The organism is Streptomyces sp. NBC_00316 (assembly GCF_036158715.1).
Lineage (GTDB): Bacteria > Actinomycetota > Actinomycetes > Streptomycetales > Streptomycetaceae > Streptomyces.
Map to the genome: position 1 here is coordinate 4,777,767 of NZ_CP108023.1, position 16,432 is coordinate 4,794,198.

A 16,432-nucleotide genomic window follows, 5' to 3' on the forward strand; every position below is an offset into this window, starting at 1 on the left:
CAAGGCCGTCAACGATCAGTGGGAACGGCTTGGAATCGGGCCCGTGTGTCTATTAACGTTCGATAACGCAGCGCGGTTGTCCCAGCCGTCGTCAGTGGCGGCACCGTGCGCGAGCGCCGAATTCCGCAAGGGAACCGGGGAACCACCTACATGGGGTGAATCGGACACCTGTGTCTCGTGAGAGGCAGAGGGATCCGTAGGAGACCTTCCTGCTCCGAACCCGTCAGCTAACCCGGTAGGCGAGAAGGAAGGAAAGGAGTGCGCCCCCGTGGCGTCCAACAAGCCTGCCCCCGAAGCCCCCTCCCGGTTCGGCTCCGACTTCGCGAGCGAGTACGGAAACGACCGGAGAACCGAATTCGGCGCCGAGTTCACCACTGACCTCGCGGCCGACGGCTTCGGTGAGAGTGACCGGTCCTGGGAGGAATGGAATCCCACCGAGGAGTCCGTCCGCCCCGTGCGCGGCAGGCATCGCGTCGCCAAGCAGCGCAACGGACTCGCCCGCAGCTCCACGGTGCTCGGAGTCGGCGTCATCGCGGCCGTCGGCGCGGGTGGCATGGCCACCGCGCAGAGCAAGCCGCCGGTCTCCATCTCCCTTCCCGACTCCCTCGCGGACAACCTCCCCGATGCCAAGTCCCTTCCCGGCGTAGGCAGTCTGTTCGCCGACGACTCCGTCGACCAGGCGAAGGCCGCAGACTCCGCGGCCCCGCTCACCAGCGCCGGCATCACCACCGCCGAGGCCGAGCAGGGCGCCACCGACGCCGGCGAGGCACTGCGCGCCCGCATCCTCCAGCAGGCCGAGCAGCAGCAGAACGCCGCCGACGCGGAGGCCAAGGCCGCCGAGGAGAAGGCCGCTGCCGAGAAGGCCGCCGCCGAGGCCAAGGCGAAGCAGGACGCCGCGGAGGCCAAGGCCGCCGCCGAGAAGAAGAAGGCGGAGGAAGCCGCGAAGGCGAAGGCCGAGGCCGAACGGATCGCCAAGCTCGCCGCCTCCTACACCATCCCCACCTCCTCGTACACGATCACCTCGACCTTCGGTGAAGCCGGTTCGATGTGGTCCTCCGGCTACCACACCGGCCTCGATTTCGCGGCGCCCACCGGCACCCCGATCAAGGCCGTCCACACCGGCACCATCAAGTCGGCGGGCTGGTCCGGCTCGTACGGCTACCGCACGGTCCTGGAGCTGGAGGACGGTACGGAGCTGTGGTTCTGCCACCAGTCGTCGATCGACGTCACCGTCGGCCAGAAGGTCACCACCGGTGACACCATCGGCCGCGTCGGCGCCACCGGCAATGTCACCGGGCCCCACCTCCACCTGGAGGTCCACACCCCGGCCGGGACCGGCATCGACCCGATGACCTGGCTGCGCGACAAGGGCCTCACCGTCTGAGCCCGCGCCGGTTCCCCGGCACCCGAACCCCGGCAGTCCTGACGCTCACCCCCCGACGTCAGGGCTGCCGGTCCGGTTTTCGCGGGTCCCGGCGCCTCGCCCTCGCGGGCGGGATGCCGGCTGTGTACATGCCCTCTGCATGGAATAGCGGGCGCGGTGGAATTCGTTGATCCACTATGACTTCTTTCCGTAAGCTCGGCTCTTCCGACCTTCAGGTCTTCCCGCTCGCCCTCGGTGGCAACGTCTTCGGCTGGACCGCCGACGAGGCGCAGTCGTTCGCCGTGCTCGACGCCTACGCCGCGGCGGGCGGCAACTTCATCGACACCGCCGACGCGTACTCCGCCTGGGTCCCGGGCAACGAGGGCGGCGAGTCGGAGACGATCATCGGCAAGTGGCTCGCCGCCCGCGGCAACCGCTCCGACGTCGTCGTCGCCACCAAGGTGGGCTCCCACCCCGCATACAAGGGACTCTCCGCCACGACCATCAAGGCCGCGGCCGAGGAATCGCTGCGCCGGCTCGGCACCGACCACATCGACCTCTACTACACGCACTTCGACGACGAGACCGTCCCGGTCGAGGAGATCATCACCGCCCTCGACCGGCTGGTGAAGGACGGCAAGGTGCGCGCCATCGCCGCTTCCAACATCAGCCCGGAGCGGCTCCAGGCCTCCCTGGACTTCTCGGAACGCGAGGGGCTCGCCCGGTACGTCGCGCTGCAGCCGCACTACAACCTGGTCTCCCGCGACACCTACGAGGGCGAGCTCCAGGAGACGGCCGCCCGCGCCGGGCTCGCCGCCGTCCCGTACTTCGCCCTGGCTTCGGGCTTCCTCACCGGCAAGTACCGCCCGGGTGCGTCGGTGGAGAGCGCCCGCGCCGAAAAGGCCGGCCAGCACCTGGAGTCGGAGCGGGGGCAGAAGGTCCTGGCCGCACTCGACAAGGTCGCCAAGGAGCGCGACGCCGAGATCGCGACGGTCGCCCTGGCCTGGCTCGCCGCCCAGCCGACCGTTGCCGCGCCGATCGCCTCGGCCCGCACGGTCGAGCAGATGCCCGCCCTGGTGGCCGTCGCCGGCCTTCAGCTGACCGAGCAGGAGCTGGCGGAACTCACCGGAGCGTCCGCCTGAGTCCCTACCAGGAGCGCCCGGGCGGTCGGCTGCCGTAGGGCGGCCGGGTGTGGGGCGGCAGATACGGGGAGGGGCCGTAGCCGCCGTACTGCTGGTGCGGGGCCGGTCCCGGGACCGGCCCCGGGGGCATGTACCGGGGGCGCAGGCGACCCGATGCCTGCGCCGCGTACGCCAGGGCGGGGCCGGCCACATCCCTGCGCTGCCAGAGGTGGTGCAGCAGTTCCAGCTCGCGCGCCGCGAAGTCCGGGTCCGCCACTCCGCGGCGGGCCCGGCGCCGCAGGAACGCCAGGGACGTCGCGAACGACTCGTATTCGGCGACCGCACGGGCCGCCGCCTTGCCACGCGCCTTGGCCTGCGCCCTGGCGTGGCTGCGGACCTGCGCCGCGACCCGGTTGCTGCCGTACGCCGGGAGGTGGGGCTGCGGGTGACCGGCCGCCGCGTATCCGGGTGCCGCGTATCCGACGGCTGCATATCCGGGGGCTGCGTATCCGGGCGCCGGGTAGCCGTAGCCCGGGCCGGCGTAGGAGGTCGCGTACGGCGCTGCGTACCCGTGCGCCTGCTGGCGGCGGGCCACGTCCCGGGCCATGCCGCGGGCCCGTATCGACGAGAGCGCGAGGGGCTCGGCCGGGGTCAGCCAGCCGGCCGCCGCATAGGCGGGCAGCTCGGTCTCCAGAGTGCGCAGCTCACGCTGGCGCGACCAGATCACCAGCCAGGTGACCAGCCCGAAGACCGGAACCATGAACACCCCGTACACGACATAGAAGCCGTACGGGCCGAACACCGCCGAGCCGTTCCACAGGGCGTGCATACCCATCGCGAGAAACAGCCCGAGCAGCGGCAGCAGGATCCGGCGGAGGCGCCGGCGGCGTGCGGCCATCGCCGCGAAGCCGAAGCCCAGACCGGTCAGCACGGTGAAGAGCGGATGCGCGAACGGCGTCATCACCCCGCGTACGAAGAACGTCGCGGCGGTCACCGACGCGAAGCCCGAGCCGATCTGCTGGTCCTCGCCGAAGGCATTGCCCAGATAGAGGATGTTCTCGGTGAAGGCGAAGCCGGTCGCGGTGAAGCCGGCGATCACCACACCGTCGACGACGCCGCTGAAGTCCCGCCGCCGGAAAAGGAAGATCAGCAGGACCGCGGCGGCCTTCGCGCTCTCCTCGACGACCGGGGCTATCACCGTGGCCCCGAGAGTGTCCGCACTTGCCGGGTCGGCGGTGGCCGTCGCGATCCAGTGGGTCGCGAACGAATTCGCGATGATCGCGACCAGGGCGGCGGCGCAGGCGCCCCAGCCGAAGGAGAAGAGCAGATTCCGCCAGGGCCACGGCTCGACCCGGTCCAGCCAGCGGAACGCCGCCATCAGCAGCGGGACGGGCAGCACGGCCAGCCCCAGCCCGACCAGGAAGCCCTCGGTGCCGGTCTCGGCGCGGACGAGGGCCAGGATCACCAACCCGCACAGCGCGAGCACCGTGAACACCGCAGCGATACGGAATGTCCTGCTCCGCCACACCGTCCCGACCCGGCGCGGCCGGTAGCGCCACTGGCCCCGTTCCGGTACGGCCGCCAGGATCTCGCCGACCCGCTGCTCCTCGAGAAGCGGGACGGCCGGCTGCGACTGTTGCTGCTGCACAGACCCGTCGGACACCCCATGACCCTAACGAGGGGGACCGACAACTGACCATGGGGCAGCATCAGCCAGGTTGTCCGCGGGCTCCGCGATTTCGCAGCTCAGCGGCGGGCGAACAGCAGGTCGTGCACGACATGGCCCTTGTCCAGGCCCTGCCCCTCGAACCGGGTCAGCGGCCGGAACGCGGGCCTGGGTGCGTAGCCGCCGTCCGCCTGGGTGTTCTCGAAGCGGGGGTGCGCGGTCAGCACCTCCAGCATCTGCTCGGCGTACGGCTCCCAGTCGGTCGCGCAGTGCAGCACGGCCCCCGGCTTCAGCCGCTGCGCCACCAGATCGAGGAACTCCGGCTGGATCAGCCGCCGCTTGTGGTGACGCTTCTTGGGCCACGGGTCCGGGAAGTACACCCGCAGCCCGTCGAGCGCGTCCGGCGGCAGCATCTCGCGCAGGAGGATGATCGCGTCGCCGTTGGCCACCCGGATGTTGGACAGCCCGTTCCGGTCCGCGAGACCGAGCAGATTGCCCTGGCCCGGGGTGTGCACATCGACGGCGAGTATGCCGGTGCCCGAGTCGTCGGCCGCCATCTGCGCGGTGGCCTCGCCCATGCCGAAGCCGATCTCCAGTACGACCGGAAGCCCGTCGAACAGTGCGGGCAGGTCGAGGACCGACTGTCCGTCGATGTCGAGGCCCCACTTCGGCCAGAGGCGCTGCAGGGCGTCCTCCTGGCCGGCCGTGACACGGCTGCGGCGCGGCTGGAAGCTGCGGATCCGGCGCTCGTGGTGCGATCCGGCCGGATCGGCGGCGGGCCCGCCGGGGAAGCGCGGCTCCTGACGCAGCCTGCGCTGCCGCTCGAAGGCGGCGGCGCGCAGATCGTGGGCCTCGACGGTCTCGGGGGCGGGGTTCAAGGACTCAGACACAATGCCCCGATTCTACGGCGGGCGGCTTCCACCCCGTCCCCCGTGCCCGGAGCAGGGCCCTGCGTGCCACCTCCCGCCCGATGGGCAGCGAGGCCGTCGCGGCAGGCGACGGAGCGTTCAGTACATGCACGGTGTGCGGGGCCTCGCGGATCAGGAAGTCGTCCACCAGCGTGCCGTTGCGCAGCACCGCCTGCGCCCGGACACCGGCCGCGGCGGGACGCAGGTCGTCCTCCGTGACCTCGGGCAGCAGCCGCCGCACGGCCGCCGTGAAGGCACGCTTCGACAGCGAACGGTGCACCTCCCCCGCCCCGTACCGCCAGTGCCTGCGTGCGATCCGCCAGGAGCCGGGCCAGGCCAGTGTGTCCAAGAGCTCATTCGGACGCACGACCGGCCAGCCGTACCCCTCGCGGGCCAGCGCCGGCACCGCGTTCGGCCCGACGTGGACGCTTCCGTCGTGGCCGCGGGTCAGATGCACCCCGAGGAACGGGAACGCCGGATCGGGCACCGGGTAGACCAGTCCGTGCACCAGGTCCGGCCTTGCCAGCTCGTAGTACTCCCCACGGAAGGGCACGATCCGCATACCCGGGTCGTCGCCCGCGAGCAGCGCCACCCGGTCGCTCTGCAGTCCCGCGCAATTGACCAGGACCCGGGCGCGCACCACCCGTCCGTCCGCCGTCCGCACCGCCACACCCCACGGGCGGCGGTCGATCGCCGTGACCTCCGCGCCGAACCGGATCAGCCCGCCCGCGCCCCGCACCTCGGCCGCGAACCGCTCGGCGACCGCCTTGAAGTCGCACACCCCTGTCGTCCCGACCCGGATCGCCGCGAGCCCACGCACCTGCGGCTCGTACTCAGCGATCTGTGCGGGTCCCAGCTCCCGCACCGGCAGACCGTGCTGCCGGCCGCGCTGCACCAGCGCATGCAGCCGGGGCAGCTCGGAGCGCTCCGTCGCGACGATCAGCTTGCCGGTCACCGCGTGGGCAATGCCGTGCTCCGCACAGAAGTCGACCATCTCCGCGGCGCCGCGCAGCGCATACCGGGCCTTCAGCGAGCCCGGACGGTAGTAGATGCCGCTGTGGATCACTCCGCTGTTGCGCCCCGTCTGATGGCGCGCCGGGCCCCATTCCTTCTCCAGCACCGTCACCCGTGTGCCCGGAGCGGTCCGCGTGATCGCATACGCCGTCGACAGGCCGACGATTCCGCCGCCGATCACCAGCACATCGCAGTCGTACGCCGCGTGCGTCATCATCACGCCACCTCCCACCCCGATAGTGCACTGACCCACTGACAACGCACTCAAACCAGCGGCGGCCAGCGTGGCGCCGAGATTTCGGCCGGCGGCCGCCTGCGCGTCGCCCGGAGGACTCCGCGCAGGCACCCGGGAGGCACGGGTGAGGGTGCGGGCGGCAGCGGGAGCTACCGCTACGCGGGCGCCACCAGCAGTGGTCGCGCCCGCTCGCGCAGCTCGGCGACGCGGGGTTCGTCCCCGTACGGTTCGAGGCGGTGCAGCAGGTCACGTACGTACTCGGTCGTCCGCGCCGACGAGATGCGGCCCGCCACCTCCACGGCCCGGGTGCCTGCCGCGCACGCCGCGTCCAGGTTGCCCGACTCCAGTTCGGCGACCGCCGAGACCACCAGCCGCAGCCCGTGCGAGCGGACGAACTCCTCGGTCGGCCGGGACAGCGCCTGTTCGGTGAACCGCCGTACCTGCCGGGGTGCCTTGAGGTCGCGATAGCACTCCGCGGCGTCGGCGGCGAACCTGTCGTACGAGTAGAAGCCCAGCCACGACGGGTCCGCGTCGCCGTCGCGGGAGCGCTCCAGCCAGCTCTCGGCAGCCTTCAGCGCAGCGCCCGCGGCCGGTGCGTCATTCGCCTTCGCATGGGCCCGCGCCTCGACCAGCCGGAAGAAACTCATGGTGCGGGCGGTGGCGAGCCCGCGGTTGCGCTCGACGGCGGCCTGCGCGAGGTCCACCCCCTCGTCGGCGAAGCCGCGGTAGGTCGCCTGCAGTGACATGGAGGCGAGGACATAGCCGCCGAGCGGTACGTCGGCAGCGGCCCGGGCCAGCCGCAGCGCCTGGATGTAGTACCGCTGCGCGGCCTCCTGCTGGCCGGTGTCGAACGCCATCCACCCGGCGAGTCTGGTCAGTTCGGAGGCGGCGCCGAACAGCGCCCGGCCCACGTCGTCGCTGTACGAGCCGAGGAGCAGCGGCGCCGCGTCCACGCGTAAGCACTCCGGGACCATGGAGGACCGCCAGTCGCCGCCGCCGTACTTGGAGTCCCAGCGGCGCGCGTCCTGGGCCGCCTCGCGCAGCTTGGTCACATCGCTGTGGCCGACCCGCAGCGGCGAGATGTCGTTCAGGGAGTCCAGCGCCGACTGCTTGGGGCCGGGCGCACCCGGTGCGCCCGGCGTGCTCGGGGCTGCGCTCGTTGCACCCCCTGATGCGCCCTGTTGTGCGCCCGGCGCACTCAGCGGACCCTGTACACCCTGTGGGCCCGCCGGGCCCTGCGGAGACGGCGTGCCGAGGATGGCCGCCTCCGCCGCCGACGAGTCACGTCCCACCGAGGGGTCGGCAGGGGATATCAGCCAGCGGGATGCGGGTGTCGCGTACGCACTCACCGAGAACGAGCCCGCCAGCGACTGCCAGATCCCGCCGCTGCCCGCCCGGCGCCCGGCCAGATCCAGCCGGTACAGCTCGGTCGCCGAACGCACCGCCTCACCCACATCGCGCGGGAAGGCCAGACCGACCTCCGGCGCCGGATCGGCGTCCGCGAGCCCGATCTCGTGCAGCGGGACCGGCCGGCCCAGCTTGGCGCCGATCGCCGCGGCGATCAGATGGGGCGCGGCGCCCTGCGGCACCATGCCCTTGGAGACCCATCTCGCCACCGAGGTCTTGTCGTAGCGAAGGGTCAGTCCGCGCTGCGCCCCGAGGTCGTTGACCCGCCGGGCGAGCCCGGCGTTGCTGATTCCCGCGAGGGCGAGAACGGTTCCGAGTTTCTCGTTCGGCCCGCGTTGCTCCCTGGACATGCGCCACCCCTCGACACACAGACGGCCGCCGCGTCACCTGTCGAGGTGCGCGGCATTCGTACCGTGTCCTCCCCAGGGACGGACCCCGGCACTCCGGCCGCACACGCGTATGGCCGAGCCCCGAGGAATATGCCTCCTGCCGAGAACCTCAGTAAACCCAGCGTAGTTCGCCGCATCCCTACCGTTAAGGGGCAGACGTCCGTATGGCGGGATTGTTGTCCGTGCGGACGGCTCCGAACGGACGGTGGGCGGAGAGCGGAGGGGCTCGGGTGAGCAGGGAGGGCGAGAGGGGCGCGAGGGACGTGCGAGGCGGACGTACGGCGGACGCGAGGCAGACGGGGAGCGAGCCCGCCGTGACGATCCGGTCGCTGTGGCGGACCTGCCGGAGCGCGGCTCCGGACGCCGTGGGGCCGGCTCCCGTCGTGCTCCTGTTGTGTGGCCGTGCGCCCGGCCGTGCGCTGTTGTCCGGCCGTCGGGAGAGCGCTTCCATGGGTCCTGCGTGGGTCGGCCCACTGCACTGGACTCAGTGGGCTGGGGGACACTGCCGCCTCATTCCCCGCAGGCGGCGGAGCGGTCCGGGAGGCGAACCGCGTCTCCCGGACTGTGCGTCGAGCCGGTGGCGAACCGGCCGGGAGCGGTGCGGTGCGGGTGCGGAACCGGTCCTGCAGCCATGTGCCGAAGCGGGGCAGAACGGTGCATCCGGTGCGGGCTTCGTCGGCCCCCGCGGTCGATACGTGCTCCGAGAATGGCCGAATGGCGTCAGTTAGCCGGGGTTGGGCCGAGTCAATCGCGGACACGTGGCGGGCCGTTGGCGGACCGTCCAGGAGGTGGCCGGAAGTCGGCCGGTACGGTCGGGGGCCGGCGGGGAAGGCAACAAGCGGAACAGTCAGGTCCGTTGCCTCCCCGCGCGTCTTGCCGGGGCCGGGTGCCGACATCCTCCCTCCGGCCTTTGCCAGGGGCGCATGCGCTTCCGACGTGCGCCCCTCCGTAGCCACTCCTGCGCGCCGTTGTCGTGGCAGCATGTTCGCAACGGCGCTGCATGTTCCCGCAGTTCTCCCGACATGTTCCCGGCGCGCCGTTTTGTCCACAGCCTGTGGAGGCGGCGATGCGTTGGTTGGTGGGGTGGAGCAGTATCGCCGCGAGTTTCGGCACGGCCGGGGCGGTCGGCGCAGGTGACGAGGGGCGCACGGTGCACCCCGTGGGCTCCCAGCTCCTGTGGGGCGACCCGGATCCGCTCTGGGCCGTCGGCGACTGGCGTCCCGACGAGATCCGGATCAGCAGTCTCGAGACCGCCGAGGGCGCACCCACGGCCCGTCTCGCCGTCCTCGGCTGCTGCGGCGCCACCGACGAACAGCTGCGGCTCGGCCTCCTCGCCGCCCGCGGCGGCGCGTTGCGCCATCTCACCGCCTGGTCGGGCAGTTACACGGCGGTCGTCCAGATAGGCCGACGGATCACCGTCGTCGGGGACCTCGCCGGAGCCCGCCCGGTCTTCTACACGCCCTGGGCCGACGGTACGGCGTACGCAACCGCCGCGCTCCCGCTCGCCGATCTGATCGAGGCGCAGCTGGACATCGGTCACCTGGCCGCGCTGCTCGCCTGCCCCGAGACACCGGAAGCGCTGCGCGACGGCACTCCGTACGCGGGTGTGAAGCGCATCCCGCCGGGGCACGCGCTCATCCTCCGCGAGGGCTCGCGCGAGGTCACCGGGTACGAGCCGGTGGCCTCCCTCGCCGTCGCCGCGCCCCAGCTCGACCCGGTGAGCGCCGTCGACGGGGTGCGCGACGCGCTGGTCGAAGCGGTACGCACCAGGCTCACGGCCCCTCGGCACGCCCCCGAGACCCAGCCGCCCGACCCCGGCCCGGTTCCCGGCATGGGCCCCGCCGAACGCCGTGCCGCCCGCGGCGCGCCCGTCCCCGGCATCGGCGCCGACCTCTCCGGAGGCAGCGCCTCCGCCACCCTCGCCCTGCTCGCCGCGGGCCTGCCGGGCCTGCCGGGCACTCTCCTCGGCCACGGCACGGGTGCGGGCGAACGGCTGCTCGCCGTCACCTTCAACGACCTCACCACCCGCGACCACGAGGACGAACTCGAGCGGGCGGCGGTCATCGCCGCCAACCCGCGCCTGCACCATGTCGTCGTCGCGGCCGGCGAGGAGGCCCTGCCCTACGCCGACCTGGGCGGCGGCCCGCTCACCGACGAACCGGCCCCGTCCCTCGTCGTCGCCGAACGCCACCGCCGCCGGCTCACTGCCGGCAGCGCCGACCACTTCGTCGGCGACGGCGCACGGCAGGTCCTCGACGCCCACCCGGCCCGTCTCGCCGACCTGCTCATGGACCGGCGCCGACGCCACCTCCTGCGCCCGGTCGCCGCCCTGGCCAGAGCCGAACGGCCGTCCGCGCACTCGCTGTTCGTACCGCTGACCGTCTACCGTGCGGCCCGCCGTCTGGCCCGCACGTCGTACCGCACCGGCCTCGAAGCGGCGGCCGACCGGCTCCCCGACGCCAACCGGCACACGCCCGGCCTCGACACCCCTGCCGACGCCTCGCTCGCCGCGCTCACCTGGTCGCGGCCGGGCCCGGCCGCCCGCTGGCTGACGGGGGAGGCACTCGCGGAAGTGGCGGTCCGTCTCCAGGAGGCGGCGATCCGTCCCGCCTCCGTCCAGCGCCCCGGCGAGGCGCGCGCCCGCGCCGCGCTCGCCCGGCACGCCGCAGACCACCGGATCCTGGAACAGGCCGCGGAGATCCGCAGCCAGCGGCTGCACGCCCCCTTCCTCGACAACCAGGTGGTACGCGCCGCCCGCGCACTGCCCGAATCGCTCCGGGTCCAGCCGGGCGCCCGCGCCGCGATCCTGCGCCGGGTCCTCGCGGGGGCGGGCATCCACGAACTGCCGCCGGGCTGGGGCACCCCCTCCCAGGCCACCTCGACCGCGGTCAGCCGCACGGGCCTGCGCACCGCGCTCCCCGACCTGATCGCCCTCTTCGACGCCCCGCTGCTCGCCGACGCGGGCCTGATCGAGGCCCGGGTGGTACGGAAGGCCCTGCGGGCGGCCTCCGAGGGCGCACCGCTGCCCCTGGACGGCCTCGCCGACCTGGCAGCCACGGAACTCTGGCTCCGGCGCCTCGTTTCGCGCCGCGGCACCTGCTGGACGGGCACGGCGGCGCCGCGCCAACGGGCGGTGGCAGGCGGGGTGGCTCCGGCCCGCCGCGCCGTACAGCGCTGACGCCGCCCGCGACCCCGCCGACCGGCAGGCGGGTCACCCAGCGGGGTCCGCTCCCCGCCCGGACGGGACCGGGTCGCCCGGCCGTGACCCGGCCGCGTCTCAGCGGCAGCTGATTTTCGACTCCGCCCAGTCGGCCGGCGCCACCCCGCCGAGCGGCGTGTGCGGTTCGACGACGAGCCGGATCCGCTGCCGCCCCCCGATACCGATCGCGACCGGCACGGCCTGATGGTTGCCGCTCATCACCGGGGACTGCCACAGCCGTGCCCCGTCACCGTCGAACACGGAGAACCGCACCGAGCCGAGTCCCCGCGCCAGATCGTCGACCCCGACCATGGCCTCGTAACGGGTGCAGGACCGGTTCAGCCTGATGGTCACCGAGGAATGGCTGTTCACGGTCACCCCGTGGGCGTACTGCGTGCCACCGACCGACAGGCCGGAGCGCCGCCAGACCCAGCTGCTCGCACCCAGCACCACCTCCGGCGCGGTGTGATCGCCGAGGACGGAGTAGTCCAACTCGCTGACCTGGTACACGGTCAGCGGCGCGGGAGGCGCGGGCGGTGGGGGCGGGGCAGGCGTCGGCGTCGGGGACGGCGTCGGCGGTGCGGGGACCGGCGGCTTCGGTTTCGGCGCGGGTGGGGACGCGGGCGCCGCCGCCGGAGGCGTCGGCTCCGCCTTCGGCGGCGGGGTCGGCGCAGGGGCGGCCTGCGCGGGCACGCTCGGCGGCTCGGATTCCGGTGCCGGCGGCGCGGGCGACGGTACGGCGGGTGCCACCACCGGCGGCCTGGCCGCCGGCTTGGCCTCAGGCTCCGGCGTCCCGCCACCGACCAGCGCCCACACCAGACCGGCCGCGGCCGTCACGGCCACCGCCGCCGCGATCCCGGCCTTGGCCGGCGCACCGAGCCCTTCCGAGGCCGCTGCGCCACCGGCCGCACCGCCGGACGAACTCCCGCCCGTCGCCACCGCTGCGGCCCCCGCACCCGCCGCACCGGCCGCCACGGCCCCGGCGGCCTTGAGCGCGTACCCACCGGCGAACCAGCCGATGACCGCGACCGGAAGCAGCGCCGGAATCCCGGCGTTGACATGCGCGAGTTCGCCGGCGGCGACCCGGCACCTCGCGCACTCGTCCAGATGCTTGCGCAGCCCGCGCTCGGCACGCGTGCGCAGCCCGCCCCGGGCGTACGCGCCGAGCCGGTCGGCATAGCGCGCACAGTCGCCGCCCGAGGTGAGCGACTGGCTCACGTGCGCCTGCAGATATGCCTGCTTAAGCCCCTCGCGGGCCCGGCTGGCCAGCACCGCCGTGGCGTTGGCGGTCAGCCCGAACAGTGGCGCGATCTCGCTCGGCGACTCGTCCTCGACCGTGGTGTGCCACAGCACCGCCTGCCAGCGCTCCGGCAGGCTGCGGAACGCCTTCATGGCCATCGACTGCTCGGCCTCGTGCATCGCCAGGACGTCGGCGCCGAGGTCCAGCGTGTCCGCATCCGACAGGTCGGAGGAGTGGACCGCCTGCGCGGCGAACACGGCGAAGTCGTCGACCAGTTGCTCCCGCTTCGCCGTCTTTGTCCAGGCGGCCGCGACATGCCGGACGGCCGTCATCAGGTACGCCCTCACGGCGTCCTCGGGCCCCTTGCCGCCCCGGACCGCCTGCAGTGTGCGGGCGAAGACCTCGGCCGTCAGGTCGTCGGCGGTGTGGGCGTCGCGGCAGCAGGTGCGCGCATAGCGGCGCACCCTGTCCGAGTGGCGCCGGAACAGCTCCTCGTACGCGAGATCGTCGCCGTCCCGCATCTGCAGGATCAACTGGGCGTCGGAGAGCGCGAGACCGGCCGCGGCGGGGCCGCTGCCGCCCTCTCGCTGCATCGGCACGGCGGCACAGGACACGGTCCCGGCTTCGTCGCCCGACTCCGCCGGCCCGCGGTGACCGGGTGCACCGTCGGCCGGTCCGCCGTCACCGGGCCCGCTGTCGCCCGGCGCGGGCGGCCAGGGACCGGACAGCACGGTGCCGCCTTCGGCGTCGCCGTCGGACCGCCCGGGTCCGGCCTGACTCGGCACCTGCCGCAAGGGGGGCACCCCTCCGGCCTCCGTGCCGCCTGCGGCCGAAATGCCGTCGAGCGACTCCTCCTGCTGCCCGTCACCGCTCATCGCGGAAGCCCCCGTATGCGCCTTCGGACCCGAACACCGGGCAAGAGTGTCACACGGCGCAATGACGACGGTCGTTCAGTCACTGCAACCACTCATCCGGGGCGCTTTCCCGAATACGAGCACTAACAGCCACTCGAACAGGGAGGATCAATACGCTTCCGAGGGGGGCGAGTTGTCGATCACGTTCCGCGCACACGGACCACACCGATTCCCCCCGCCACCCTCACCGGACCGGAACGACATCCTCACGAATTCGGGGTCGCGCCCGCACGGCCTCGGCCCGTCGGCACACCCTTCCGGCTCCGCCCGCCCCGGCCCAGCAGTGTCCGAGCGTCCCGCTCACGCAGGGCGCGAACGCAGACCCTCCAGCAGGATGTCCAGCAGCCGGGCCGAAGCAGCAGCCTGCTGAGCCGCATCCGGCAGCGAGGGCGCCGCTGTGGCGATGACCAGCAGCACGTCGGCCACCGTCACGTCACGGCGCAGCTCACCCGATGCCCGCGCCCGGTCGACCAGCCGGCCCACGACCTCCAGCAGTTCGGCCGAGCCCATGTCGTCGTCCGCGAGCCCGGTCTCGTCGGCGGAGATCCGGCCGACGGCCCGCAGGTCGGCCTGCCCCACACCCTGCCGCTGCTGAGGAACCCACGCCGTGTCCCGGGCGTCACCGGAGGAGCCCGCGCCCGCGTCCTGCACGACCCCCGCTTGCCCGACGACCGTCGAGTCGTCCACGTCGACGCCGACCCGCAGCACCTGCGGCGGCAGCAGCCGGCCCGCGCCCGAGGCCACGGACGTCCGCAGGAAGCGCGAGAGCGCCGACCACGGCTCGTCCTCCTGCCCCAGTGCGCTGCGCGCCTGGTCGGTCAACCGGGCGGTCTCCTCCTCGGCTATCCGCCGAACCAGCACGTCCTTGCTCGGGAACCGCCGGTACACCGTGCCGACCCCGACCCGGGCGCGACGCGCCACGTCCTCCATGGGAGCCCCGTACCCCAGCTCGCCGAAGACCTCACGCGCAGCCCGCAGCACATGCTCCAGATTCCGCTGCGCGTCCACGCGCAGCGGTGTCGAGCGGGAGGCGCTGCCGCCGGTCCCGACCGCACTTCCCGTTCCGGCGGAGCCCACCGAGCCGACCGGTCCTGCCGAACTCAATGTGCCGATTCGTCCGTTTCCTTCGGACGTGACGGTAGTGCTCTGCCCATGCGAATCCTGAATGTGCATAACTGTTCCCCCGGTTATGACGTCTCCCCCCGGAGACTTCCCGCCGTGTCAGCCGGGGAGTGGATCTCCATCCCAACCCGACACCCCGACGACATACGAACATAGTTGAGCCCGGGTCAATTCAGAAGGGGGTTGTTCCGCACGGAGCGTCCCCCCGATCGGAGCAAGGACCGATCCGTTCCTGTTCCCGCCCCGCGCCACCACCTCCGCGGCAACGCCTGACCTGCGTGCCTTCCGCATTCCCGGAGGGATCGACGACACAGGTCCACGGAGAACCTCTGGTCACACAATTTGCCGGGGCTGTGGACAAACTCCGGAGCACGTTGCGTCATGGGGAGGTGATGGCTTCAGATTCCCGGGGTACGATCCCCGGCCCGCCGCCCGGTGTGCGCATTCTCGTCATCGGCGGTGGCTACGTCGGGATGTACACAGCTCTGCGTCTGCAGCGGAAGCTGAAGCAGAGACTCAAGTCCGGCGAGGCCGAGATCGTCGTCGTCACGCCCGAGCCCTATATGACGTACCAGCCGTTCCTGCCCGAAGCAGCCGCCGGCTCGATCTCGCCGCGCCATGTCGTCGTGCCGCTCCGCCGTGTCCTGGCGCACTGCACCATCGTCATCGGCGAGGCGCAGCGCATCGACCACACCAAGCGCACCGCGACCGTCACCACCCTTGCCACCGGCGAGGACGGTACGGGCGCCGTCGAGATCCCGTACGACGAGATCGTCATCGCCCCCGGCTCCGTGTCACGCACCCTCCCGGTCCCCGGCCTCGCCGAGCACGGCATCGGCTTCAAGACCATCGAGGAGGCCATCGGCCTGCGCAACCACGTCATCGAGCAGATGGACATCGCCTCCGCCACCCGCGACCCGGCCATCCGCGACGCCGCCCTCACCTTCGTCTTCGTCGGCGGCGGCTATGCGGGCGTCGAGGCGCTCGCCGAACTCGAGGACATGGCCCGCTACACCGCCCGCTACTACCACAACATCAAGGCCGAGGACCTGAAATGGATCCTCGTCGAGGCCTCCGGCCGGATCCTTCCCGAGGTCGGCGACGCGATGGGCAAGTACGCCATCCGAGAGCTGCGCGGCCGCAACATCGACGTACGTCTCGACACCCGGCTGGACTCCTGCGAGGACCGGATCGCCGTCCTCAGCGACGGTTCCCGCTTCCCGACCCGCACCCTCGTCTGGACCGCGGGCGTCAAACCCGCCCCGGTCCTGGCCGCCACCGATCTTCCGCTCGACGAACGCGGCAGGCTCCGGTGCACGGCGCAGCTCACCGTCGAAGGCACCGCACACGCCTGGGCCGCCGGGGACGCCGCAGCCGTGCCCGACCTGACCGCGGACGAGGCGGGCAAGGAGACCGCCCCCAACGCGCAGCACGCGGTGCGCCAGGCCAAGGTCCTCGCCGAGAACATCCTCGCGGCGATCAGCGGCGAGCCGCTCACGGACTACCGGCACAGCTATGCGGGCTCGGTCGCCTCGCTCGGCCTGCACAAGGGCGTGGCCCATGTCTACGGGCGCAAGCTCAAGGGCTATCCGGCCTGGCTGATGCACCGCACGTACCACCTGAGCAGGGTGCCGACGTTCAACCGGAAGGCGCGCGTCCTTGCCGAGTGGGCCCTCGCCGGACTCTTCAAACGCGAGATCGTCTCCCTCGGTTCGCTGGAACACCCGCGCGCCGAATTCGAACTCGCCGCCGGGGGAAGACGTCCCGACGGCAAAGGGCCGTCGAAGACGGATGGCTGACTGTCAGTACGGTCCGTCACACTGGACGTGTGACCATAGGTGGGCCCACACCTGC

At 72.5% G+C, this 16,432-nt stretch carries 10 protein-coding genes and 1 riboswitch; of the genes, 4 read left to right on the top strand and 6 right to left on the bottom strand.

What is annotated here, in order from left to right; translation table 11 throughout:
• Positions 1 to 104 precede the first annotated feature (104 nt).
• A riboswitch (cyclic di-AMP (ydaO/yuaA leader) is annotated at positions 105 to 257 on the top strand.
• A gap of 11 nt (positions 258 to 268) precedes the next feature.
• Entirely contained in the window at positions 269 to 1,384 is a 1,116-nt protein-coding gene (locus OG878_RS21245; RefSeq protein ID WP_328888243.1) for a M23 family metallopeptidase, read from the top strand.
• Positions 1,385 to 1,560: 176 nt separating this feature from the next.
• Complete coding sequence (locus tag OG878_RS21250; RefSeq protein WP_328888244.1) at positions 1,561 to 2,505, top strand: aldo/keto reductase; 945 nt, start codon at positions 1,561 to 1,563, stop codon at positions 2,503 to 2,505.
• 4 nt (positions 2,506 to 2,509) lie between these two features.
• Here the strand turns inward: OG878_RS21250 and OG878_RS21255 are convergent, their stop codons facing one another.
• From OG878_RS21255 to OG878_RS21270, 4 genes are all read right to left on the bottom strand, one after another.
• Complete coding sequence (locus tag OG878_RS21255; protein ID WP_328888245.1) at positions 2,510 to 4,147, bottom strand: PrsW family intramembrane metalloprotease; 1,638 nt, start codon at positions 4,145 to 4,147, stop codon at positions 2,510 to 2,512.
• 83 nt (positions 4,148 to 4,230) lie between these two features.
• Positions 4,231 to 5,040, bottom strand: coding sequence for a tRNA (guanosine(46)-N7)-methyltransferase TrmB (gene trmB / locus OG878_RS21260; RefSeq protein ID WP_328888246.1), 810 nt, complete (start codon positions 5,038 to 5,040; stop codon positions 4,231 to 4,233).
• Entirely contained in the window at positions 5,033 to 6,289 is a 1,257-nt protein-coding gene (lhgO, locus tag OG878_RS21265) for an L-2-hydroxyglutarate oxidase (RefSeq protein ID WP_328888247.1), read from the bottom strand. Before lhgO ends, trmB begins: the two co-directional genes overlap by 8 nt.
• A 173-nt stretch (positions 6,290 to 6,462) precedes the next feature.
• Positions 6,463 to 8,064 (bottom strand): collagen-like triple helix repeat-containing protein, encoded by a 1,602-nt coding sequence (locus OG878_RS21270; RefSeq protein ID WP_328888248.1) that lies wholly within the window; start codon positions 8,062 to 8,064, stop codon positions 6,463 to 6,465.
• Positions 8,065 to 9,169: 1,105 nt separating this feature from the next.
• Here OG878_RS21270 and OG878_RS21275 point away from each other — a divergent pair.
• Entirely contained in the window at positions 9,170 to 11,281 is a 2,112-nt protein-coding gene (locus tag OG878_RS21275) for an asparagine synthase-related protein (protein ID WP_328888249.1), read from the top strand.
• A 99-nt stretch (positions 11,282 to 11,380) separates the two neighbouring features.
• On the opposite strand, the gene OG878_RS21280 is transcribed toward OG878_RS21275, so the two are convergent.
• Positions 11,381 to 13,417, bottom strand: coding sequence for a sigma-70 family RNA polymerase sigma factor (locus OG878_RS21280; RefSeq protein ID WP_328888250.1), 2,037 nt, complete (start codon positions 13,415 to 13,417; stop codon positions 11,381 to 11,383).
• A 339-nt stretch (positions 13,418 to 13,756) separates the two neighbouring features.
• On the bottom strand, positions 13,757 to 14,629 hold the full coding sequence (locus OG878_RS21285) for a TetR/AcrR family transcriptional regulator (RefSeq protein ID WP_328888251.1): 873 nt from the start codon (positions 14,627 to 14,629) through the stop codon (positions 13,757 to 13,759).
• Between the two features lie 341 nt (positions 14,630 to 14,970).
• On the opposite strand from OG878_RS21285, the gene OG878_RS21290 reads away from it, so the two are divergent.
• Positions 14,971 to 16,377, top strand: a complete 1,407-nt coding sequence (locus OG878_RS21290) for an NAD(P)/FAD-dependent oxidoreductase (protein WP_328888252.1) — start codon at positions 14,971 to 14,973, stop codon at positions 16,375 to 16,377.
• Positions 16,378 to 16,432 lie beyond the last annotated feature (55 nt).